Below are 20974 nucleotides of genomic sequence, written 5' to 3'. Positions count from 1 at the left end.
TCAATACTCTTTATAATTATTTTTTTATGTTAATAATATACTTTTTCCAGGGTTAAACCCCTTGCTGGAACACAAATTCCAGCTTTTTGCCTATCTTTACTTTCTATAATATTTGTTATCTCTTCTGGCTTAATTTTGTTGTTTCCAACCATTAATAAGGTTCCTACAATAATTCTAACCATATTATATAAAAAACCATCACCAGTAACATAAATTTTTATTATTCTATCTTCCTCTTCTATATGAAGATCTTTTATTGTTCTCACAGATGTCTTAACAGAGCTTCCACTACTTTTAAAAGCTGAAAAATCGTAAGTTCCAACAAAATATTTGCAAGCTTCCTTCATAGAGCTTATATCTAATTGTTTCTTTACATGATAAAGATAATTTCTTCCTATTGCTGGGTAAATCTCTCTATTAATAATACTATAGGAATAAGTTTTCCCCTTAGCATCATATCTTGAATGAAAATTTATATCTACCTCTTCTGATTTTATAATAACAATGTCCTCTGGTAATTTATGATTTATGGCCTCTCTAAATTTATCAGCAGGTATTGTGCTCTTAGTTTTAAAATTAGCCACAAAGGCCTTAGCATGAACTCCCCTATCAGTTCTAGAACTGCCTATTAGTTCAACTTCTTCCTTTGTTAAAAGACTTATAGCTTCCTCCAACTTTCCCTGTATAGTTTCTCCATTTTTTTGCTTTTGCCATCCTAAATAATTTGTTCCATCATATTCTATTGTTAATTTTATATTTCTCATTATTTCACCTTTTATAAATAGAATCTTACTAATAAAGCTCCTATAAATAAAATTGAAAATAAACCAAAGGAAAGTAAATCATTGCTTGTAAATTTTAATTGCTTCATTCTAGTCCTTCCTGCCCCACCTCTATAAGCTCTTGATTCCATCGCCATTGCAAGTTCATCTGCTCTTCTAAGGGAGCTTACAAATAGAGGGACAAGCAATGGTATTAAGCTCTTTGCCTTTTGCATTAATCCACCATTATCAAAATCTGCTCCCCTTGCTTTTTGAGCCATCATAATCTTATCTGTTTCATCCATTAGAGTTGGAATAAATCTTAAAGCAATTGTCATCATCATAGCCAATTCATGGGCTATTTCTTTTCCTATTGGCTTAAGAAGCCTTTCTATTGCATCTGTTAATTCAATAGGGGATGTTGTAAGTGTTAAAACTGAAGTACTCATAATTAAGAAAATTAGTCTTAAAGCCATAAAGGCTGCTGTTAGAAGACCTTCTTTATATATTTTTATAACCCCATATTGAAATATTAAATTATCTAAAGTACCCTTAACCATAAATATATTCAATACAGCAGTAAAAATTATTAAAAAAAGTACTGGTTTTATCCCTTTGAGTAAATATCTAACTGGAAGCTTTGCCGCCCATACTGTTAATGCTAAAAATCCTACAATTAATATATATCCAATAAATTTATCTACTATAAATAAGGATACTATATATAGTATAGTTAATAGTATTTTTGTCCTAGGATCTAACTTATGAACAAAGGTTTCCCCAGGTATATATTGACCTATAGTTATATCTTTTATCAATTTTGTTACCCCCTAGATATGTTTGATTTTAGAAGTTTTAGTAGTTCTTCTTTTGCTTGCTCTATGGTATATACCTTGGTACTTACATCAAAGCCCTTATTTTTTAGTTTTTTCATAAGGTAGGTTACTTGTGGTACTGCAAGCCCCATTTTTTCTAGTTTTTCTACTTCTACAAATACTTCTTGAGGTTTTCCTTGAAGAGCAACCTCTCCATGATTCATTACAATTACTCTTTCTGCTATATTAGCAACATCCTCCATGCTGTGACTAACTATAATAATTGTCATTTTATACTCCTCATGAAGGATTTTGATTTGATTTAAAATATCATCCCTTCCCTTTGGATCTAATCCAGCAGTTGGTTCATCTAATATTAGAGTTTTTGGTTCCATTGCAATTACTCCTGCAATTGCTACCCTTCTTTTTTGTCCACCACTCAAATCAAAAGGAGATTTATCCTTATAAGTTTCGTAGTCCAAGCCTACAATATTCATAGCTCTTTTAACTCTTCTTGTTATCTCTGCATCATCTAATCCTAAATTTCTAGGTCCAAATTCTATATCTTTTTCTATTGTTTCTTCAAACAACTGATACTCTGGATATTGGAATACTAATCCCACTTTTTTTCTTATATCTGAAAGCTTAACATCCTTATTAGTAATATCAATACCATCTATTATTATTTTCCCTGAAGTTGGACTTAATAATCCATTCATATGCTGTATCAAAGTTGATTTTCCAGAGCCAGTATGGCCTATTAAAGCTACAAATTCTCCATCATTTATTTCTAAATTAACATTATTTAATGCCACTTTCTCAAAAGGTGATTTTGGCATATATACATGTACTAAATTTTCTATCTTAATTGACATAATGCATTCACCATCTCATCTACATTTAAAATATTTGTATTTATATTTATACCTTCTTTTCTTAATTCATAACATAGTTCTGTTACTTGTGGAACATCTAAGCCAAGTTCTTTCATTTTTTTTACATTAGAAAAAACTTCTCTAGGCTTTCCTTCTAAGATTATTTTGCCATTATCCATAACTATTAATCTATCTGCTTGTGCTGCTTCATCCATATAATGAGTAATTAATATAATAGTAATACCATATTTCTCATTTACTTCTTTAATATAATTTAATACATCCCTTCTACCTGACGGATCAAGCATAGCTGTTGGTTCATCTAATATTATACAATCTGGCTGCATTGCTAATATTCCTGCAAGAGCTATTCTTTGCTTTTGACCTCCTGAAAGTAAATGAGGAGCATGCTTTCTATATTCATACATACCAACTTTCTTTAAACTATCATCAACTCTTTCTCTTATTTCTTTAGGATCTATTCCCAAATTCTCAGGTCCAAAAGCAACATCTTCTTCTACAATTGTAGCAACTAATTGATTATCTAGATTTTGAAAAACCATGCCTGCCTTTGCTCTAATTTCCCATAAATATTCTGAATTTGAAGTATCTAATCCATCAACTACTACTGTTCCTTCAGTTGGTAATAATAGTGCGTTCATATGTTTTGCTATTGTTGATTTACCTGAGCCGTTATGGCCTAAAATGACAAGGAATTCTCCCTTTTCTACTTTAAAAGTAACGCCATTTACTGCATATTTTTCTTCTTCATTTTCATTAGCTCTATATTTATAAGACACATTGTTGCAGCTAATCATTGCTTCTTTCACTTATATATTCCTCCAATCTGCCACTATGCTTAAATATTATATCAAAATCTATACTGTATATACATTAAATATAAGAATATTATAATATACCTTCAAACTATTACAATGGATTTTGGAAAATTTTATAGATTCTCATATAATATTTAACTATTTAGTACTTTTTATATGTGAAAATGGGGACTAAGCTCTGCTTAATCCCCTAATATATTATACTAATTCAAGTATAACAACTTCAGCTCCGTCCCCTCTTCTTGGACCCATCTTTAAGATTCTAGTGTATCCACCATTTCTTTCAGCATATTTTGGAGCAATGTTGTCAAATAGGTTTGCAACTACTTCTTCTTCAGTAACAAAAGCTAAAACTTGTCTTCTAGCGTGAAGGTCACCTCTTTTTGCTAAAGTGATCATCTTTTCAGCTAATTTTCTAGTTTCTTTAGCTCTAGTTTCTGTAGTTTCTATCTTACCATGTTTTAAAAGTCCAGTTACAAGGCTTCTTAACATAGCTTTTCTTTGGTCAGTAGAACGACCTAGTTTACGATAACCTGCCATGTGGATTTACCTCCTTACTCATCGTTTTGTCTTAAACTTAAGTTTAGCTCCCTAAGCTTTCTTTCGACTTCCTCTAAAGATTTCTTTCCTAGATTTCTTACCTTCATCATATCTTCCATTGATTTTGAGGCAAGTTCTTGAACTGTATTAATTCCTGCTCTCTTTAGGCAGTTATAAGATCTAACAGATAAATCTAGTTCTTCTACAGTCATTTCTAGTACTTTTTCTTTCTTGTCTTCTTCTTTTTCTATCATGATTTCTACATCATTAGTACTATCACCTAATGACATAAATAGTTTTAAGTGTTCTATAAGTATTTTTGCTGATAAGCTTATAGCCTCATCAATTTTTATAGTTCCGTTAGTCCAAATTTCTAAAGTTAATTTATCGTAGTCAGTAATTTGACCTACTCTTGTATTTTCAACAGTAAAATTAACTCTTTTTACTGGTGTATATATTGAATCTACTGCTATTGATGATATTGGAAGATCTTCACTCTTGTTTTTACTTTGAGTTACATATCCTCTTCCTTTGTTAACAGTTATCTCCATATATAACTTACCGTCTTCATCTAACGTAGCGATGTGAAGATCTTTATTTACTACCTCTACATCTCCATCAGTTTTTATATCAGCACCTGTAACTTCACCAGGCCCTTTAGCATCTATATAAATAGTCTTTGGACCTTCACCATTCATAGTTAATGCTAAAGATTTTATGTTAAGAATTAACTCTGTTACATCTTCCTTAACTCCATGTACAGTTGAGAATTCATGTAATACTCCATCTATCTTAACAGATGTAGGAGCAACTCCTGGAAGGGAAGATAAAAGTATTCTTCTTAAAGCATTTCCAAGAGTTATACCATATCCTCTTTCAAGTGGTTCAATAACATACTTACCATAAGTACCATTTTCATTTACTTCTGTACACTCTATAACTGGCTTTTCTATTTCTAACATGCACAAACCCTCCTTATATATTAAATGGCAACTTTACTCTGAGGGCAACGCTTAAATATTTATATCGCAAGAGAAATCTTAACAATACAAATACTAAACTATTACTTGCTGTATAATTCGACAATTAGAGTTTCGTTAATTGGGCTATCAATGTCTTCTCTTGAAGGCTCAGCAACTACTCTACCTGTATAATTTTCAACATCAGCTTCTAACCATTTTGGTAATGTCTTAGGATTTTCAATAAATGTCTTGAACTTTTCAGAGCCTCTGCTCTTTTCAGCTACTGTTATTACATCATTAACAGAAACTTGATATGATGGGATATTAACTCTCTTACCATTTACTAAGAAATGTCCATGGTTTACTAATTGTCTAGCTTCTGGTCTTGAAGAACCATAACCTAGTCTGTAAACAACGTTATCTAATCTCATTTCTAGTAATTTTAATAGGTTTTCCCCTGTGATTCCTCTCATGTGATCAGCCTTTTCATAGTAATTTCTGAATTGGCCTTCTAATAATCCGTAAATTCTTCTTGCTTTTTGCTTTTCTCTTAATTGTACTCCATAGTTAGATAATTTCTTTCTTGCTGCTCCGTGTTGTCCTGGTGCATAGCTTCTTCTAACAAAAGCACACTTATCTGTATAACATCTATCCCCTTTAAGGAATAGTTTCATACCTTCTCTTCTACATAATCTGCATGTAGCTCCAGTATATCTTGCCATTAAATTACACCTCCTATATGAATACTAGACTCTTCTTCTCTTTGGTGGTCTACATCCGTTGTGTGGGATTGGAGTAACATCTTTAATTAAAGTTACTTCTAATCCTGCTGCTTGTAAAGATCTGATAGCTGCTTCTCTTCCAGCTCCTGGTCCCTTTACATATACTTCTATACTCTTTAATCCATGTTCCATAGCTGCTTTAGCTGCAGTTTCTGCTGCCATTTGAGCTGCATAAGGAGTACTCTTTCTTGACCCTCTGAAGCCTAAAGCTCCTGCGCTTGACCATGATAAAGCATTTCCTCTTGCATCAGTTAAAGTAACTATTGAGTTGTTGAATGTTGAAGAAATATGTGCTGCGCCATGCTCAACATTCTTTCTTTCTTTTCTTCTTCTAGTTTTCTTAACTTTCTGAGCCATTAAATTCCCTCCTAACTATTTCTTCTTGTTTGCTATAGTCTTCTTAGGACCTTTTCTTGTTCTAGCGTTAGTCTTAGTTCTTTGACCTCTAACTGGAAGCCCTTTTCTATGTCTTATTCCTCTGTAACATCCGATTTCCACTAATCTCTTAATGTTTAATGCTACTTCTCTTCTTAAATCGCCTTCGATTGTTAATGTCTTTACATATTCTCTTATCTTTGTTACTTCATCTTCAGTAAGATCCTTAACTCTTGTATCAGGATTTATTCCTGTTGCTGCTAATATCTTATGTGAAGTAGAAAGTCCTATTCCATATATATATGTTAGACCTATTTCAACTCTTTTTTCCTTTGGTAGGTCTACGCCTGAAATTCTTGCCATTAAAACTTACACCTCCTGGTATTGAACTAAAAACAATTTTAATTAATGTTTTTTATTTTTCAGATTTTGTGTATTTATATAATAAAAACTAGGTCAGTAGAGTCTTACTCTACTGTCAGCCGCACCTAATATTTATTTATCGTTAAATAAATGCCTATATAATCATATTTGACTTTAAGTTAAAAGTCAATAAAATTCATATAGGAATATAATACTTTTTTTGCCTATACTTTTATTGTATTAGCCTTGTTTTTGCTTGTGCTTAGGATTTTCACAGATAACCATTACTCTTCCTTTTCTCTTTATAACTTTGCACTTTTCGCAAATAGGCTTAACTGATGGTCTTACTTTCATCGCTAACCCTCCTTGTAAAACTTTGTAGCGTTTAGTATTTGTTTATTTTTCTCTCCACGTAATTCTACCTCTTGTTAAGTCATATGGAGAAAGTTCTATTGTAACCTTATCTCCTGGAAGAATTCTTATGAAGTTCATTCTTAATTTTCCGGATATATGTGCTAGAATCTTATGCCCGCTTTCAAGTTCTACTTGGAACATAGCATTTGGCAATGCTTCTAGTACTGTACCTTGCATTTCAATTACATCATCTTTTGACATAAGGTAATCAACCCTCCTTAACAATGCCTTTAAGTTTTAGAAATCTCTTTATTTTTAAATCAGTACCTCTATCTTTTGATATGATAGATTCTTTAATCTCATCATCTACATTATTTAAAACTTTTAAATGTTTTAAACTCTTACGTTTAGGCATCTGAACTGTTTTTGTATTCCCATTGCTCAGAAGAACATATTTATCATTTAATACATCTACTATTACATATAAATGATCTTTGTCTCTTCCTGCTTTTGAAAGAACTACTTTTCCAATCAAGTCATTGTTTTGCAAACTTTTCACCTCAATGATTACCTTAGTCATAAATCTACAAGCCACTCTTGTGGTATCATGTTAATTTATAACTAAGCAACACTTATTCAATCAGTGTTAATATTTCTGGTCCATCTGGTAAAACTACAATAGTGTTCTCGTAATGAGCAGATAAACTGCTATCACTAGTTACTACAGTCCAGTTATCATTTAATGTTCTAACTTTATAGTTCCCTACGTTAACCATAGGCTCAATGGCCAAAGCCATTCCTTCTACTAATTTAGGACCTTTACCTGGCCTACCGTAATTTGGTATATCTGGATCCTCATGCAGAGATCTTCCTATACCGTGTCCCACGAATTCTCTTACCACTGAGAAACCAGCAGCTTCTACGTACTTTTGTATTTCATGTGATATATCAGTAAGTCTATTACCTACTTTAGCTTTTTCAATGCCTTTAAAGAAACTTTCTTTAGTTACTTTAATTAACTTACTAGCTTCCTCTGTTACATTTCCTACTGCAAAAGTTCTCGCAGCATCTCCATGAAAGCCATTAAGAAACGCACCACAATCTACACTAACTATATCTCCATCTTTTAATACATATTTTCCTGGGATTCCATGAACAACTTGCTCATTTACAGATATACATAATGAAGCTGGAAAGCCGTATAAGCCCTTAAAGGAAGGTTTAGCTCCATGCTTAGTTATAAATTCTTCTGCAATTTTATCTAATTCAGCAGTAGTTATTCCTGGCCTTACTTTTTCTTCAATCAATAATAATGTTTCGGCTACTATTCTTCCAGCCAACCTCATTAGCTCAATTTCTTTATCTTTTTTAATGAAAATCATTATTTTATATCTCCTAATAAGGCACAAATACCTTCAAAAACTTCATTAATAGCCTTTGTTCCATCTACAACTGAAAGTAAGTTTCTTTCTTTATAAAAATCAATTAGTGGTTGTGTTTGTTTCTTATACACATCTAATCTTTCAGATACTGTTTCCTCCGAGTCATCTTTTCTTTGAATGATATCACTTCCACAAACATCACACTTATCTGAATGGATAGGTGGATTATATTTTATGTGATAGCTAGCTCCACACGATGGACAAACTCTTCTTCCTGTCATTCTTTCTAAAATAAACTCTGTTGGCACTTCAATCAGTAATGCAGTATCAAGATTTTCATCTCTTTCAGATAAAAATTCTTGTAGAGCTTCTGCTTGAATTACAGTTCTAGGAAATCCATCTAATAAGAACCCACTTTTACAATCATCTTCTTGAAGTCTATCCTTAACCATATTAATTGTAACTTCATCAGGTACTAATTGACCTTTATCGATGTATTTCTTAGCTTCTATTCCTAAAGGAGTATTCTCTGAAATATTCTTTCTAAAAATATCTCCAGTTGAAATATGAGGTATTGAGTATCTATTACTAATTGATTTTGCCTGTGTTCCTTTCCCTGCTCCAGGAGGACCTAATAATACTATCTTCACGGGCATCATCTCCATTATTAAACTATTTTAAGAATCCTTGATAATGTCTCATAATTAATTGTGAGTCTAATTGTCTTGAAAAATCAAGTCCAACTCCTACCATAATTAATAATGATGTACCACCAAATTGAATTCCTTGTAAATTTGTATTTGACATTAATATAGGTAGTACTGCTAAAACAGCTGCAAATAATCCACCTATTATTGATACTTTAGTAAGTAGTTTTTCGAAATATTTTTCAGTTGCATTTCCTGGTCTGATTCCAGGTACAAAACCTGCTGACTTATGTAAGTTTTCTGCCATTTCATCAGGTTTCATTGTAATTTGTGTATAGAACCAAGTAAAGAATATAGTCAATAAAGAATATACAACTGCATATAACCATGTTCCTCTATTAAATAAACTATACTTACTTGTTGTTAGACTAGCCAATACCTTGCTATTTGGGAAAAATTGAGCTAGTGTAGCAGGGAACATCATAACTGATGATGAAAATATTATAGCTATAACTGCAGACCCTATTATACTTATTGGTATATGGGTATTTTGTGCACGCATAACTTTATTTCCAACAGCTTTTCCTGCATATTGCACTGGAATTCTTCTTTCTGCTAATGAGAAGAATACAGATGCTACTAACATTATTAACATAAATAACACAAACAGCAATATTTCTACGATAGTGATCTTTCCTATACTTTTTAATGTATATAATGACATTAAAGTCACCGGTAACTGAGACACAATATTTACGAAAATTAATATTGATGTTCCATTTCCAAATCCTTTAGCTGTTATCTGATCTCCTAACCACATTGAAAAAGTTGATCCCGCAACTAATGATATTAATACAACAATGATTTGACTAAAACCACCGTCTTGTGTAGCTCCTCTTGAAGCTGCCAAATTATAAGTTCCGAAAGCCAATATAAACCCAATAAATATAGATAAGATTCTTGTTATATTTTGAATTTTCTTTCTTCCTTCTTGACCTTCTTTTGATAATTGTTCTAGAGATGGTACTGCAATAGTCAATAGTTGCACTATTATCGATGCATTAATATAAGGTGTTACTCCTAAAGCCAATATACTAAATTGACTAAAAGCTCCTCCTGATATTAAATCATAAAAACCAAACAAAGTTCCGCTTTGTGCTAAACTTTCTAAGACTTCTTTGCTAATTCCAGGAACAGGAATGTGCGTTCCTATCCTGAAAATTGCAATTAATAATATAGTCCATAGGAATTTTTTCTTTAATTCGGGAACCTTCCAGGCATTTCGTAGGGTTGATAGCATACTAAACCACCTCTACTTTTCCTCCAGCTGCTTCTATTTTTTCTGCAGCTGATTTTGAGAACTTGCATCCTTTAACAGTTAAGCTTTTCTCTAAAGTACCGTTACCTAAGATTTTAACTCCGTCCTTAACCTTGCTTATTACTCTTCTTTCAAGTAATAGTTCAGGTGTAACAACAGTTCCGTTTTCAAATATATTTAATCTATCAACATTTATGCTAACAATTTCCTTAGCAAATATGTTAGTAAATCCTCTCTTAGGAAGTCTTCTGTATAGTGGCATTTGACCTCCTTCGAAGCCAGGTCTTACACCGCCACCTGATCTAGCATTTTGACCTTTTTCACCTTTACCAGCGTTTCTACCTAAACCTGAACCAGTACCTCTACCAACTCTTTTAGGAGCTTTTCTACTTCCAGCTGCTGGTCTTAATTCATGAAGTTTCATTACTCAAGCACCTCCTCTTACTAAATTTCTTCTACTTTCAATAAATAGCTAACTTTATTTATCATTCCTCTGATTTGAGGAGTATCTTCATGTTCTACTGTCTTACCGATTTTATTTAGTCCAAGGGCTTGTGCAGTAGCAATTTGGTCTCTTTTTCTTCCGATTAAGCTCTTTACTAGAGTTACTTTAATTTTTGCCATTGCTTTCCCCTCCTAACCTAGTATTTCTTCAACAGTTTTGCCTCTTAATCTAGCTATTTCTTCAGCTGTTCTTAAGTTTGCTAAACCGTTAATAGTTGCATTTACCATGTTTTTAGGATTGTTTGAACCTAATGACTTAGCTCTAACATCCTTTAATCCTGCTAATTCTAATACAGTTCTAGCTGGACCTCCAGCGATAACTCCTGTACCTTCTTTAGCTGGCATTATAAGAACTTTTCCAGTTCCGAATTTTCCATATATTGAATGAGGAACAGTACCATCAACTATTGCAACACTTACTAAATGTTTCTTAGCGTCTTCTATTCCTTTTCTTATTGCTTCTGGGATTTCTATTGACTTTCCACTTCCAACGCCTACGTGTCCGTTTTCGTCACCAACAACAACTAGTACGCTGAATCTGAAGTTTCTACCACCCTTAACAACCTTAGTTACTCTGTTTATGCTTACTACCTTTTCCTTAAGGTCTAGTGTGCTAGGATCGATTCTCATTTATTTCCCTCCTTGTTTATTAGAATTTTAAGCCTGCTTCTCTAGCAGCTTCTGCTAAAGTTTGAACTCTTCCGTGATATACATAACCGCCTCTATCGAATACCACTTCAGTAATTCCCTTTTCTAATGCTTTTTTAGCTATTAATTCTCCAACTAATTTAGCAGCTTCCTTATTTCCACCAACTTTTAAGTTTAATGACTTATCTAATGATGAAGCTGAAACTAAAGTTACTGCCTTAACATCATCTATGATTTGAGCATATATATTCTTTTCACTTCTATAAACTGAAAGTCTTGGTCTTTCAGCTGTACCAAATACTTTTTTACGTACTCTTAGGTGACGTTTTGCTCTTTTGCTGTTCTTGTCTACCTTCTTGAACATAGAGGTTTCACTCCTTTCTATTATTTCTTACCAGTTTTTCCTTCTTTACGTCTGATAACTTCATTTTCGAACTTAATTCCCTTGCCCTTATATGGTTCAGGTTTTCTCCATGATCTTATATCAGCCACAACATCTCCAACTAATTCTTTGTCTATACCTTTTACAACAACTTTTGTTGCTGAAGGAGTTTCAAATGTTACTCCATCAACTGGTTCAATTTCTACTGGATGTGAAAATCCTAAGTTCATTACAAGCTTCTTTCCTTGTAATTGAGCTCTATAACCAACACCAACTAATTCTAGTGTTTTTTCAAATCCCTTTTCAACGCCGATTATCATGTTATTTATTAATGTTCTAGTTAAACCGTGAAGAGCCTTGTGTTCTTTGTTATCACTAGGTCTAGTTACAACAACTTGATTGTCTACTACTGCTATATTCATATCTTTATGCATAGCTTTAACAAGTTGACCTTTAGGTCCTTTTGCTGTAACAACATTATCTGCTGAAACTTCTACTGTTACTCCTGCAGGTATAGCTATAGGTAATCTACCTATTCTTGACATAATCGCACCTCCTGTTTTACTTGTTCCGTTATATGTTAATAAAGTCAATTTCCTTATTTAAAATTACCAAACGTAGCAGATAACTTCTCCGCCTAAGCCAACTTTTCTTGCTTCTCTATCAACTAATAATCCTTTTGATGTTGATATTATTGCAATTCCTAGTCCGTTAAGTACCTTTGGAATTTCATCTTTCTTGCAGTAAATTCTAAGACCTGGCTTAGATATTCTCTTTATTCCAGTTATTACTCTTTCTTTATCTGCTCCATATTTAAGAGTAATTCTTAGCATTGGAACTACTCCATCGCTATATTCCTCTAATTCTTTAATATATCCTTCTTGTAATAATATTTCTGCTATTGCTTTCTTAATATTTGATGAAGGAACTTCTACTACTTCATGTCTAGCAGCATTTGCATTTCTAACACGTGTTAGCAAATCTGCGATAGGATCTGTCATAACCATTTAATGTGCCTCCTTTCACTACTTTAGTATTACCAGCTTGCTTTCTTGCAACCAGGGATTTCACCTTTATAAGCAAGTTCTCTAAAGCAAATACGGCATACACCATATTTTCTTAATACTGCATGTGGTCTTCCACATATTCTGCATCTTGTATAAGCTCTTGTTTTATATTTTGGTTCTTTTTTCCACTTTTCAATAATAGCCTTACGTGCCACAGTTTTCCCTCCTTATTATTGAGCGAATGGCATTCCAAGGAATCTTAATAATTCTCTTGCTTCTTCGTCAGTCTTTGCAGTTGTAACGAAGATTATATCCATTCCTCTAACCTTATCGATTTTATCGTATTCTATTTCTGGGAATATTAATTGTTCTTTAACTCCTATTGAATAGTTTCCTCTTCCATCGAAGGATTTACTTGAAACTCCTCTGAAGTCTCTTACTCTTGGTAGAGCTATTGTCATGAATTTATCTGCAAATTCATACATTTTTCTCTTTCTTAATGTAACCTTACATCCTATTGCCATGTTTTCTCTTAACTTGAAGTTAGCAACTGATTTCTTTGCTCTTGTTAAGATTGGCTTTTGTCCTGCAATTATAGTTAAATCATTAACTGCAGCTTCTAGGAATTTTTGATTGTCCTTAGCTTCACCAACTCCCATGTTGATAACTATTTTTTCAAGCCTTGGAACTTCCATTATATTTTTATATCCGAACTTTTCAATCATAGCTGGAACTACTTCTTTTTCATACTTTTCTTGAAGTCTTGTTGTCATTATTTAGTACCTCCTTTCAGATTTTAGAATGTTTCTCCACACTTTTTGCAAACTCTAACTTTTGTACCGTCTTCTAAAATTTTATTGCTAATTCTTGTAGCATTCTTACATTTTGTGCAGTATAACATTACCTTTGAGCTATATATAGCTGCTTCTCTTTCTATTATTCCGCCTTCAACATTAGCTCTATTTGGCTTTTGATGTTTCTTTATTATATTAACTCCTTGAACAATAACTTTTCCTGTCTTAGGATATACTTTCAAAACTTCTCCAGTTTTTCCCTTATCTTTTCCAGAAATCACTACTACCGTATCGTTCTTTCTAACATGTACCTTCAAGTAAGACACCTCCTCTTATAGAACTTCTGGCGCTAATGATAAAATTTTATAAAATTCATTATCTCTTAGCTCCCTAGCAACTGGTCCGAAAATACGAGTTCCTCTTGGTTGCTTATCATCTTTTATTATAACAGCTGCATTTTCATCAAACTTTATGTATGAACCATCAGCTCTTCTTACTCCTCTTACAGATCTAACTATAACAGCTTTTACAACGTCACCTTTTTTAACAACTCCGCCTGGTGTTGCACTTTTAACGCTAGCAACTATTACATCTCCAATGTTACCGAACTTTCTATTTGATCCACCTAATACTCTAATGCACATTATTTCTTTAGCACCTGAGTTATCAGCTACCTTTAATAAGGATTGTTGTTGTATCATTGAATTACCCTCCTTTCAGTATTAAAGCTTATTTAGCTCTCTCAACTATTTCAACAAGTCTCCATCTCTTATCTTTAGATAATGGTCTAGTTTCCATAATTAATACTTTATCATTTATTCTAGCTTCATTATTTTCATCATGAGCCTTAAACTTAGTTGTTCTGTTAACAATTTTTCCATATAGCGGATGTTTAACTTTTGTTTCAACGGCAACAACTATTGTTTTATCCATTTTATCTGAAACAACTTTACCTATTCTCTTTTTCCTTAATCCTCTTTCCATTGTTAAGGGTTACCTCCTTTCAGCTTCTACTGTTCGAAAGCCCTGATCTCTTCTTCTCTAATGATGGTTTTGATTTGGGCTATAGATTTCTTTACTTCTTTAATTCTCATAGGATTTTCTAATTGACCTGTAGCTAATTGGAATCTTAAGTTGAATAATTCAGCCTTTAGGTCATTTAATTTAACCTTTAAATCTTGAGGATTACTTGCTCTTAACTCTTTTAATTCTCTAGCCTTCATTATTCTTCACCACCCATTTCCTCAAAATCTCTTCTTGTTACGAATTTAGTCTTAACAGGAAGCTTATGTGATGCAAGTCTCATTGCTTCTCTTGCAACTTCTTCATTAACCCCTGATAACTCAAATAAAACTCTACCAGGCTTAACTACTGCAACCCAGTATTCTGGATTACCTTTACCAGAACCCATTCTTGTTCCAGCAGCTTTTTGAGTTACTGGCTTATCTGGGAAAATCTTTATCCAAAGTTTTCCTCCTCTTCTTATATATCTATTTATTGCAATTCTGGCAGATTCTATTTGATTACTCTTTATCCAACCACATTCCTTTGCTTGAATACCAAAATCTCCATATGCTAGGAAGTTACCTCTAGTAGCTTTTCCTTTCATTCTACCACGTTGAACCTTACGACGCTTAACTCTTTTAGGCATTAACATGACTAAGTCCTCCTTTCTTATGCGTTAATTTCTTCCTTTTCTTCAACTTTTTTAGTTGGAAGAACTTCTCCATTATATATCCAAACTTTAACACCGATTTTTCCATATGTTGTATCAGCTTCAGCAAATCCATAATCTATATCTGCTCTTAAAGTTTGTAGTGGGATAGTTCCTTCATGATATGATTCAGTTCTTGCCATTTCAGCTCCGCCTAATCTACCTGAGCAAGCAGTTTTAATACCCTTAGCTCCAAGTTTCATAGCTCTTTGAATGCTTTGCTTCATAGCTCTTCTGAATGATATTCTCTTTTCAAGTTGAGCAGCTATATTTTCAGCTACTAATTGAGCATTTGTTTCAACATTTTTAACTTCTACTATGTTAATTAATATATTTTTATTATCAGAAACTATTTTAGCTAATTTTGCTTTTAATGTTTCTATTCCTGCTCCACCTTTTCCAATTATAACACCTGGTTTAGCAGTATATATGTTAACTTTAACTCTTTTAGCTGCTCTCTCTATTTCGATTTTTGCGATACCAGCTGAGTAAAGTTCCTTCTTAATGAATTCTCTTATTTTGTTATCTTCGATTAGGTTATCAGCAAAGTTTTTCTTATCAGCGTACCATTTTGCATCCCAATCTTTGATAACTCCTACTCTAAGTCCATGAGGATGTACTTTTTGACCCATTTATTTCCCTCCTTCTTTTAAGCTCTTTCTTTAACTACAAGTGTTATATTACTTGTTCTTTTGTTAATTCTAAATGCTTTTCCGTGATCCATTGGTCTATATCTCTTTAATATTGGACCAGCTCCAACATATGCTTCTGCTACGTATAATTTTTCAACATCCATATCATGATTGTTTTCAGCATTAGCAACAGCTGATTTTAATACTTTATTTATAGCAACGGCTGCTTCTTTTGGAGTGTATTGTAAGATAGCGAAAGCCTCTTGAATATTCTTTCCTCTTATTAAATCAAGAACTACTCCTACTTTAGTTGGAGACATTCTAACATATTTAGCTATAGCTCTAGCTTCCATTTATGTTCCTCCTTTCTCGGATTACTTTCTTTTTTTAGCTGCTTTTTCGTCGTAATCGTGTCCTCTATAAGTTCTTGTTAAAACGAACTCACCAAGCTTATGTCCAACCATATCTTCTGTAATATAAACTGGAACATGCTTTCTTCCATCATGAACAGCGATTGTATGACCTATCATTTGTGGAAATATTGTTGAACTTCTTGACCAAGTTTTAATAACCTTTTTATCTCCACTAGCATTCATTTCTTCGATTTTCTTTAAAAGTCCTTCATGTACAAATGGTCCTTTTTTAATTGATCTACTCACTATATTTGCCTCCCTTCATAATCTTTAGGATGACAAGCCATGAAGAGAATTATATTCTCTTCTGCTACTTATCGTTTCTTCTCTTTATTATGAATCTATCAGAATACTTCTTAGTCTTTCTAGTCTTGTATCCAAGTGCTGGTTTACCCCATGGAGTAACTGGACTTGGTCTACCGATTGGTGACTTACCTTCACCACCACCGTGAGGGTGATCATTAGGGTTCATTACAGAACCTCTTACTGTAGGTCTCCATCCCATATGTCTCTTTCTACCAGCTTTACCAATATTGATAATAGCGTTAGTAGTATTTGAAACTTGACCTATAGTTGCTCTACATTCAAGTCTTACATATCTCATTTCACCTGAAGGTAATCTTAATGTTGCATAGTCACCTTCTTTAGCCATTAATTGAGCAGATGCTCCTGCTGATCTTACTAATTGAGCACCTTTTCCAGCTTGTAATTCTATGTTGTGAATAAAAGTACCCACTGGTATGTTTCTTAATGGAAGAGCGTTTCCTTCCTTAATATCAGCATCTGGTCCTGATACTATAACATCACCAACTTTTAATCCAACTGGTGCTATTATATATCTCTTTTCACCATCAGCATATACTACTAAAGCAATGTATGCTGTTCTGTTTGGATCGTATTCTATTGTAGCAACCTTTGCTGGAATACCATCCTTATTTCTCTTAAAGTCTATAATTCTATATTTTCTCTTAGCTCCACCACCATGGTGTCTAACAGTTATCTTACCTTGTGCATTTCTACCTGCATTTTTCTTTAATGTAACAAGAAGTGACTTTTCTGGTTGATCTGTAGTTATTTCTTCAAAAGTAGCCATAGTCATATGTCTTCTTGATGCAGTAGTTGGCTTAAACTTTTTAACTGCCATTGTAAATTCCCTCCTAACTTTAGCTTCTCTGGCATTCTAATGCCAATAATACGCTTTTCTATGCTTTATTGCATTCCTTCAAAGAATTCTATATTCTTACTATCTTCAGTTAAAGTAACAATTGCCTTCTTGAAGTCTGCTCTCTTTCCTACATGTACGCCCATTCTCTTTGTTTTTCCCATAGTTCTCATGGTTTGAACATCTTTAACCTTAACACCGAAAATCTCTTCTACAGCTCTTTTAATTTGAACTTTATTAGCGTTAATTTGAACTATGAAAGTGTACTTTTTGTCAGCCATAGCATTCATGCTTTTTTCAGTGATAACAGGCTTTCTTATGATATCATAGCTTGTCATTATGCGTACACCTCCTCAATTTTTGATACAGCATCCTTAGTTATGATTAATTTGTCAGCTTTTAATAAATCATAAACATTGATGTTGTTAGCTGGTATTATATTAACTCCAGCAATATTTCTAGTTGATTTGTATAGTACTTCATTAGCTTCTGCTGTTACTATTAAAGCTTTCTTTGCATCAAAAGCCTTTAATACTTGAACCATATCCTTAGTCTTTGGTGCTTCTAGAGTTAATGAGTCAAGTACGATCATTTGTCCGTCTTGAACCTTGCTAGTTAAAGCAGACTTCATAGCTACTCTTCTCATGCTCTTTGGCACTGACATTCTGTAATCTCTTGGCTTTGGTGCGAATACAACACCACCTTTTACCCATTGTGGAGCTCTTATAGAACCTTGTCTTGCTCTACCAGTTCCTTTTTGTCTCCAAGGCTTAATTCCGCCTCCTCTAACTTCAGCTCTAGTTTTAGCTGATTGAGTTCCTTGTCTTTTATTAGCTAATAAAGCTACTACAACTTGATGAATTGCATCAGCGTTAACTTCAACTCCGAACACTTTATCATTTAATTGGATATCTCCAATTTGTTTTCCTTCTTGATTGAATAATCCTACTGTAGGCATCCTGTTTCCTCCTTTCTACACAATTAAGCTTTAACTGCGTTTCTTATTACTACTGTGCCTTTATTTGGACCTGGGATACCACCCTTTATAAGTATTAAGTTTTTTTCAGGTATAACCTTAACTACTTCTAGGTTAAGTACTGTTGTATTAACAGCTCCCATATGTCCTGGCATTTTCTTGTTCTTAAATGTTCTTGATGGATCTGATGAAGCTCCCATAGAACCTACAGCTCTGTGGAACTTAGAACCGTGAGACATTGGTCCTCTATTAGCATTCCATCTCTTAATAACACCTTGGAATCCCTTACCTTTAGAAACTCCAGATACGTCAACTTTTTCTCCAGCTTCAAATATGTCAACTTTAATTTCTTGACCTACTTCATAAGCAGAGCAGTCTTCTAATCTAAATTCTTTAAGTCTTCTCTTTAAAGAAACACCAGCTTTTGCATAGTGACCCTTCATAGGCTTGTTAACTAATTTTTCTCTTATGTCGCCGAAGCCTACTTGTATTGCATCATAACCGTCTTTTTCAACAGTTTTCTTTTGAACAACAACACATGGGCCAGCTTCTACTACTGTTACTGGAACAACTTTTCCACTTGCATCGAAGATTTGAGTCATTCCTATCTTCTTTCCTAATATAGCTTTTTTCATGTATTACACCTCCTAAACATATCAGCGGACTGCATTGCAGTCTTAACAGTTTAAATGTTATTTATTTCTTGTAATTATAGTTTGATTTCGATATCAACACCTGCTGGTAAGTTTAATCTCATTAATGCATCAACAGTTTTTGGTGATGGATTAACTATGTCGATTAATCTCTTGTGTGTTCTGATTTCGAATTGTTCTCTAGAATCTTTGTACTTGTGAACAGCTCTTAATATTGTTACAACATCTTTTTCTGTTGGTAGTGGAACTGGTCCTGAAACCTTTGCTCCTGTTGACTTAGCTGTTTCAACGATTTTTTCAGCTGATTGATCTAATATTGTGTGATCAAAAGCCTTTAATCTGATTCTTATTTTTTGTTTTGACATCTTGGTTTCCCTCCTTTTCATGTACGCTTTACTTCTAACGCACAACAGCGGATATTCTATAAACTGTTCCTGGTGTTTCATAAATAATACCACGTTTATACAATCCCTGTCGTTGGATTCTAGATCCTAACATGCTCATCAAGAATTTACCCGGAAGTCCGGCAACCTCTTGATTCATCACTGTTTGCTATACAACTATTACATTATACTATTTTTATTTATTTTTTTCAACACTTTTTTATAATTTTGTATTTAGTTATATCTTTAATTCAACGTTTATATTCTATCTTTATTTTATACTTTTTTCAATAGCTATTTTTATTGTAATCGATAGACAAAATTTCTTTATTATCTTATTTTTTATAAGTATAAAATAAGAGGGTAGAAGCGTCCCTCTACCCTCTCAATGTGATCACATTTTCTTATTTATTGAATATATATTCATTTTATTATAAATTAATTATTTTAAAGTTATTTCTAAAATAATTATTCAACTATCTTAGTAACAACTCCTGAACCTACAGTTCTTCCACCTTCTCTGATAGCGAATCTTAATCCTTCATCCATTGCAACTGGAGTGATTAATTCAACGTTCATATCAATGTGGTCTCCTGGCATAACCATTTCCATTCCTTCTGGTAATTTGATTGTACCAGTGACGTCTGTTGTTCTGAAGTAGAATTGTGGTCTATATCCATCGAAGAATGGAGTATGTCTTCCACCTTCTTCTTTCTTAAGTACGTATACTTGACCTACGAATTTTTGGTGAGGTTTTACTGAACCTGGTTTTGCTAATACTTGACCTCTTTCGATGTCAGTTCTTTGGATACCTCTTAATAGAACCCCTACGTTATCTCCTGCTTGTGCTTCATCTAGTAACTTTCTGAACATTTCTATTCCTGTTACTACTGTCTTTCTGCTTTCTTCTGTTAATCCAACTATTTCAACTTCGTCGCTTAGCTTAAGAACTCCGCTTTCAACTCTTCCTGTTGCAACTGTTCCTCTACCAGTGATTGTAAATACGTCTTCTACTGGCATTAAGAATGGCTTATCTGTTGCTCTTTCTGGAGTTGGAATGTAGTTATCTACTGCTTCCATAAGTTCTAATATACAAGCTGTTGCTTGTGGATCTGTTGGGTTTTCTAATGCTTGTAGAGCTGATCCCTTAATTATTGGAATATCGTCTCCTGGGAAGTTGTATTCATTTAATAATTCTCTAACTTCCATTTCAACTAATTCTAATAATTCTTCGTCGTCTACCATATCTGCCTTATTTAAGAATACTACTATGTAATCAACACCAACTCTTGATGCTAGTAGTATATGTTCTCTTGTTTGTGGCATTGGACCGTCTGCTGCTGAAACAACTAGGATAGCTCCGTCCATTTGTGCAGCTCCAGTGATCATGTTCTTAACGTAGTCAGCGTGTCCTGGACAGTCAACATGCGCATAGTGTCTGTTGTCTGTTTGGTATTCTACGTGAGATGTATTTATTGTGATTCCTCTTTCTTTTTCTTCTGGTGCTTTATCGATTGATGCATAGTCAAATGCTTCTGCATATCCTTTCTTTGATAAAACAGTTGTTATTGCAGCTGTTAATGTTGTCTTACCATGGTCTACGTGACCGATTGTACCAATGTTTACGTGTGGTTTACTTCTTTCGAATTTTGATTTTGCCATTGTAAAATCCTCCTTTATGGAAATATATTTA

37 protein-coding genes are annotated in these 20974 nt (G+C 33.4%); all 37 read right to left on the bottom strand.

Features of this window, described 5'->3' with window-relative positions; genetic code table 11:
• Positions 1 to 29: 29 nt before the first annotated feature.
• The 37 genes from truA to tuf all read right to left on the bottom strand — a co-directional run bounded on the left by truA (position 30) and on the right by tuf (position 20943).
• Positions 30 to 764, bottom strand: coding sequence for a tRNA pseudouridine(38-40) synthase TruA (truA, locus tag KQI16_RS10285; RefSeq protein ID WP_216434157.1), 735 nt, complete (start codon positions 762 to 764; stop codon positions 30 to 32).
• Positions 765 to 775: 11 nt separating this feature from the next.
• A complete protein-coding gene (locus KQI16_RS10280; RefSeq protein ID WP_216434155.1) occupies positions 776 to 1579 on the bottom strand; it encodes an energy-coupling factor transporter transmembrane component T family protein in 804 nt (267 codons plus the stop codon).
• 5 nt (positions 1580 to 1584) lie between these two features.
• Positions 1585 to 2451 (bottom strand): energy-coupling factor transporter ATPase, encoded by an 867-nt coding sequence (locus KQI16_RS10275; RefSeq protein WP_216434153.1) that lies wholly within the window; start codon positions 2449 to 2451, stop codon positions 1585 to 1587.
• Positions 2436 to 3269 carry an energy-coupling factor transporter ATPase gene (locus KQI16_RS10270; RefSeq protein ID WP_286173061.1) on the bottom strand — a complete coding sequence of 278 codons (834 nt, stop codon included), beginning with the start codon at positions 3267 to 3269 and terminating at the stop codon, positions 2436 to 2438. The genes KQI16_RS10275 and KQI16_RS10270 overlap by 16 nt, the downstream gene beginning before the upstream one ends.
• Positions 3270 to 3488: 219 nt before the next feature.
• Positions 3489 to 3830: a 50S ribosomal protein L17 gene (gene rplQ, locus KQI16_RS10265; protein ID WP_119864314.1), complete on the bottom strand. Its 342-nt coding sequence runs from the start codon at positions 3828 to 3830 to the stop codon at positions 3489 to 3491.
• A 14-nt stretch (positions 3831 to 3844) separates the two neighbouring features.
• Complete coding sequence (locus KQI16_RS10260) at positions 3845 to 4792, bottom strand: DNA-directed RNA polymerase subunit alpha (protein ID WP_216434149.1); 948 nt, start codon at positions 4790 to 4792, stop codon at positions 3845 to 3847.
• A gap of 101 nt (positions 4793 to 4893) precedes the next feature.
• Entirely contained in the window at positions 4894 to 5514 is a 621-nt protein-coding gene (rpsD, locus tag KQI16_RS10255; protein WP_216434147.1) for a 30S ribosomal protein S4, read from the bottom strand.
• A 24-nt stretch (positions 5515 to 5538) separates the two neighbouring features.
• A complete protein-coding gene (gene rpsK / locus KQI16_RS10250) occupies positions 5539 to 5931 on the bottom strand; it encodes a 30S ribosomal protein S11 (protein WP_119864311.1) in 393 nt (130 codons plus the stop codon).
• Positions 5932 to 5946: 15 nt separating this feature from the next.
• On the bottom strand, positions 5947 to 6312 hold the full coding sequence (gene rpsM, locus KQI16_RS10245; RefSeq protein ID WP_216434145.1) for a 30S ribosomal protein S13: 366 nt from the start codon (positions 6310 to 6312) through the stop codon (positions 5947 to 5949).
• 240 nt (positions 6313 to 6552) lie between these two features.
• A complete protein-coding gene (rpmJ, locus tag KQI16_RS10240) occupies positions 6553 to 6666 on the bottom strand; it encodes a 50S ribosomal protein L36 (protein WP_003373491.1) in 114 nt (37 codons plus the stop codon).
• 42 nt (positions 6667 to 6708) lie between these two features.
• Positions 6709 to 6927: a translation initiation factor IF-1 gene (gene infA, locus KQI16_RS10235; RefSeq protein WP_119864309.1), complete on the bottom strand. Its 219-nt coding sequence runs from the start codon at positions 6925 to 6927 to the stop codon at positions 6709 to 6711.
• 7 nt (positions 6928 to 6934) lie between these two features.
• On the bottom strand, positions 6935 to 7216 hold the full coding sequence (locus KQI16_RS10230) for a KOW domain-containing RNA-binding protein (RefSeq protein WP_216434143.1): 282 nt from the start codon (positions 7214 to 7216) through the stop codon (positions 6935 to 6937).
• Between the two features lie 82 nt (positions 7217 to 7298).
• Positions 7299 to 8048, bottom strand: coding sequence for a type I methionyl aminopeptidase (map, locus tag KQI16_RS10225; RefSeq protein ID WP_216434141.1), 750 nt, complete (start codon positions 8046 to 8048; stop codon positions 7299 to 7301).
• Positions 8048 to 8698, bottom strand: a complete 651-nt coding sequence (locus tag KQI16_RS10220; RefSeq protein WP_216434139.1) for an adenylate kinase — start codon at positions 8696 to 8698, stop codon at positions 8048 to 8050. The genes map and KQI16_RS10220 overlap by 1 nt, the downstream gene beginning before the upstream one ends.
• 22 nt (positions 8699 to 8720) lie before the next feature.
• A complete protein-coding gene (secY, locus tag KQI16_RS10215) occupies positions 8721 to 9995 on the bottom strand; it encodes a preprotein translocase subunit SecY (protein ID WP_216434137.1) in 1275 nt (424 codons plus the stop codon).
• A 1-nt stretch (position 9996) separates the two neighbouring features.
• On the bottom strand, positions 9997 to 10437 hold the full coding sequence (rplO, locus tag KQI16_RS10210) for a 50S ribosomal protein L15 (RefSeq protein ID WP_216434135.1): 441 nt from the start codon (positions 10435 to 10437) through the stop codon (positions 9997 to 9999).
• Positions 10438 to 10457: 20 nt separating this feature from the next.
• Positions 10458 to 10637 carry a 50S ribosomal protein L30 gene (gene rpmD, locus KQI16_RS10205; RefSeq protein WP_216434132.1) on the bottom strand — a complete coding sequence of 60 codons (180 nt, stop codon included), beginning with the start codon at positions 10635 to 10637 and terminating at the stop codon, positions 10458 to 10460.
• Between the two features lie 12 nt (positions 10638 to 10649).
• The gene (rpsE, locus tag KQI16_RS10200) at positions 10650 to 11147 is read right to left on the bottom strand and encodes a 30S ribosomal protein S5 (protein WP_216434130.1); all 498 of its coding nucleotides are present in this window, start codon (positions 11145 to 11147) and stop codon (positions 10650 to 10652) included.
• Positions 11148 to 11166: 19 nt separating this feature from the next.
• The gene (rplR, locus tag KQI16_RS10195; protein ID WP_216434128.1) at positions 11167 to 11529 is read right to left on the bottom strand and encodes a 50S ribosomal protein L18; all 363 of its coding nucleotides are present in this window, start codon (positions 11527 to 11529) and stop codon (positions 11167 to 11169) included.
• A gap of 20 nt (positions 11530 to 11549) precedes the next feature.
• Positions 11550 to 12092: a 50S ribosomal protein L6 gene (rplF, locus tag KQI16_RS10190; RefSeq protein WP_216434125.1), complete on the bottom strand. Its 543-nt coding sequence runs from the start codon at positions 12090 to 12092 to the stop codon at positions 11550 to 11552.
• A 63-nt stretch (positions 12093 to 12155) separates the two neighbouring features.
• Positions 12156 to 12554, bottom strand: coding sequence for a 30S ribosomal protein S8 (gene rpsH / locus KQI16_RS10185; RefSeq protein WP_119864299.1), 399 nt, complete (start codon positions 12552 to 12554; stop codon positions 12156 to 12158).
• Positions 12555 to 12583: 29 nt separating this feature from the next.
• Complete coding sequence (locus KQI16_RS10180; protein ID WP_119864298.1) at positions 12584 to 12769, bottom strand: type Z 30S ribosomal protein S14; 186 nt, start codon at positions 12767 to 12769, stop codon at positions 12584 to 12586.
• 15 nt (positions 12770 to 12784) lie between these two features.
• Entirely contained in the window at positions 12785 to 13327 is a 543-nt protein-coding gene (gene rplE / locus KQI16_RS10175) for a 50S ribosomal protein L5 (RefSeq protein ID WP_216434123.1), read from the bottom strand.
• Between the two features lie 23 nt (positions 13328 to 13350).
• Positions 13351 to 13665 (bottom strand): 50S ribosomal protein L24, encoded by a 315-nt coding sequence (gene rplX / locus KQI16_RS10170; RefSeq protein ID WP_216434121.1) that lies wholly within the window; start codon positions 13663 to 13665, stop codon positions 13351 to 13353.
• Positions 13666 to 13680: 15 nt separating this feature from the next.
• On the bottom strand, positions 13681 to 14049 hold the full coding sequence (gene rplN / locus KQI16_RS10165) for a 50S ribosomal protein L14 (protein ID WP_216434119.1): 369 nt from the start codon (positions 14047 to 14049) through the stop codon (positions 13681 to 13683).
• 28 nt (positions 14050 to 14077) lie between these two features.
• The gene (gene rpsQ, locus KQI16_RS10160; RefSeq protein WP_216434117.1) at positions 14078 to 14332 is read right to left on the bottom strand and encodes a 30S ribosomal protein S17; all 255 of its coding nucleotides are present in this window, start codon (positions 14330 to 14332) and stop codon (positions 14078 to 14080) included.
• Positions 14333 to 14358: 26 nt separating this feature from the next.
• Positions 14359 to 14571, bottom strand: a complete 213-nt coding sequence (gene rpmC, locus KQI16_RS10155; RefSeq protein ID WP_119864293.1) for a 50S ribosomal protein L29 — start codon at positions 14569 to 14571, stop codon at positions 14359 to 14361.
• The gene (gene rplP / locus KQI16_RS10150) at positions 14571 to 15005 is read right to left on the bottom strand and encodes a 50S ribosomal protein L16 (protein ID WP_216434115.1); all 435 of its coding nucleotides are present in this window, start codon (positions 15003 to 15005) and stop codon (positions 14571 to 14573) included. Before rplP ends, rpmC begins: the two co-directional genes overlap by 1 nt.
• A 17-nt stretch (positions 15006 to 15022) precedes the next feature.
• A complete protein-coding gene (gene rpsC / locus KQI16_RS10145; protein WP_216434113.1) occupies positions 15023 to 15694 on the bottom strand; it encodes a 30S ribosomal protein S3 in 672 nt (223 codons plus the stop codon).
• 17 nt (positions 15695 to 15711) lie between these two features.
• Positions 15712 to 16047 carry a 50S ribosomal protein L22 gene (rplV, locus tag KQI16_RS10140; protein WP_119864290.1) on the bottom strand — a complete coding sequence of 112 codons (336 nt, stop codon included), beginning with the start codon at positions 16045 to 16047 and terminating at the stop codon, positions 15712 to 15714.
• Positions 16048 to 16068: 21 nt separating this feature from the next.
• Positions 16069 to 16353 (bottom strand): 30S ribosomal protein S19, encoded by a 285-nt coding sequence (gene rpsS / locus KQI16_RS10135; protein WP_216434111.1) that lies wholly within the window; start codon positions 16351 to 16353, stop codon positions 16069 to 16071.
• A gap of 64 nt (positions 16354 to 16417) precedes the next feature.
• Positions 16418 to 17251, bottom strand: a complete 834-nt coding sequence (gene rplB / locus KQI16_RS10130; RefSeq protein ID WP_216434110.1) for a 50S ribosomal protein L2 — start codon at positions 17249 to 17251, stop codon at positions 16418 to 16420.
• 65 nt (positions 17252 to 17316) lie between these two features.
• A complete protein-coding gene (gene rplW, locus KQI16_RS10125) occupies positions 17317 to 17607 on the bottom strand; it encodes a 50S ribosomal protein L23 (RefSeq protein ID WP_216434108.1) in 291 nt (96 codons plus the stop codon).
• Positions 17607 to 18227, bottom strand: coding sequence for a 50S ribosomal protein L4 (gene rplD, locus KQI16_RS10120; RefSeq protein WP_216434106.1), 621 nt, complete (start codon positions 18225 to 18227; stop codon positions 17607 to 17609). The genes rplW and rplD overlap by 1 nt, the downstream gene beginning before the upstream one ends.
• Before the next feature lie 23 nt (positions 18228 to 18250).
• On the bottom strand, positions 18251 to 18880 hold the full coding sequence (gene rplC, locus KQI16_RS10115) for a 50S ribosomal protein L3 (protein ID WP_216434104.1): 630 nt from the start codon (positions 18878 to 18880) through the stop codon (positions 18251 to 18253).
• 74 nt (positions 18881 to 18954) lie between these two features.
• Positions 18955 to 19263 carry a 30S ribosomal protein S10 gene (gene rpsJ, locus KQI16_RS10110; RefSeq protein WP_216434102.1) on the bottom strand — a complete coding sequence of 103 codons (309 nt, stop codon included), beginning with the start codon at positions 19261 to 19263 and terminating at the stop codon, positions 18955 to 18957.
• Between the two features lie 486 nt (positions 19264 to 19749).
• Positions 19750 to 20943: an elongation factor Tu gene (gene tuf / locus KQI16_RS10105; protein ID WP_216434080.1), complete on the bottom strand. Its 1194-nt coding sequence runs from the start codon at positions 20941 to 20943 to the stop codon at positions 19750 to 19752.
• Between the last annotated feature and the right edge of the window lie 31 nt (positions 20944 to 20974).

The organism is Caproiciproducens sp. MSJ-32 (assembly GCF_018918055.1).
Taxonomy (GTDB): Bacteria; Bacillota; Clostridia; order Clostridiales; family Clostridiaceae; genus Clostridium.
Note: the sequence above shows the minus strand (reverse complement) of the source record. Positions and strands in the feature narration are given on the sequence as shown.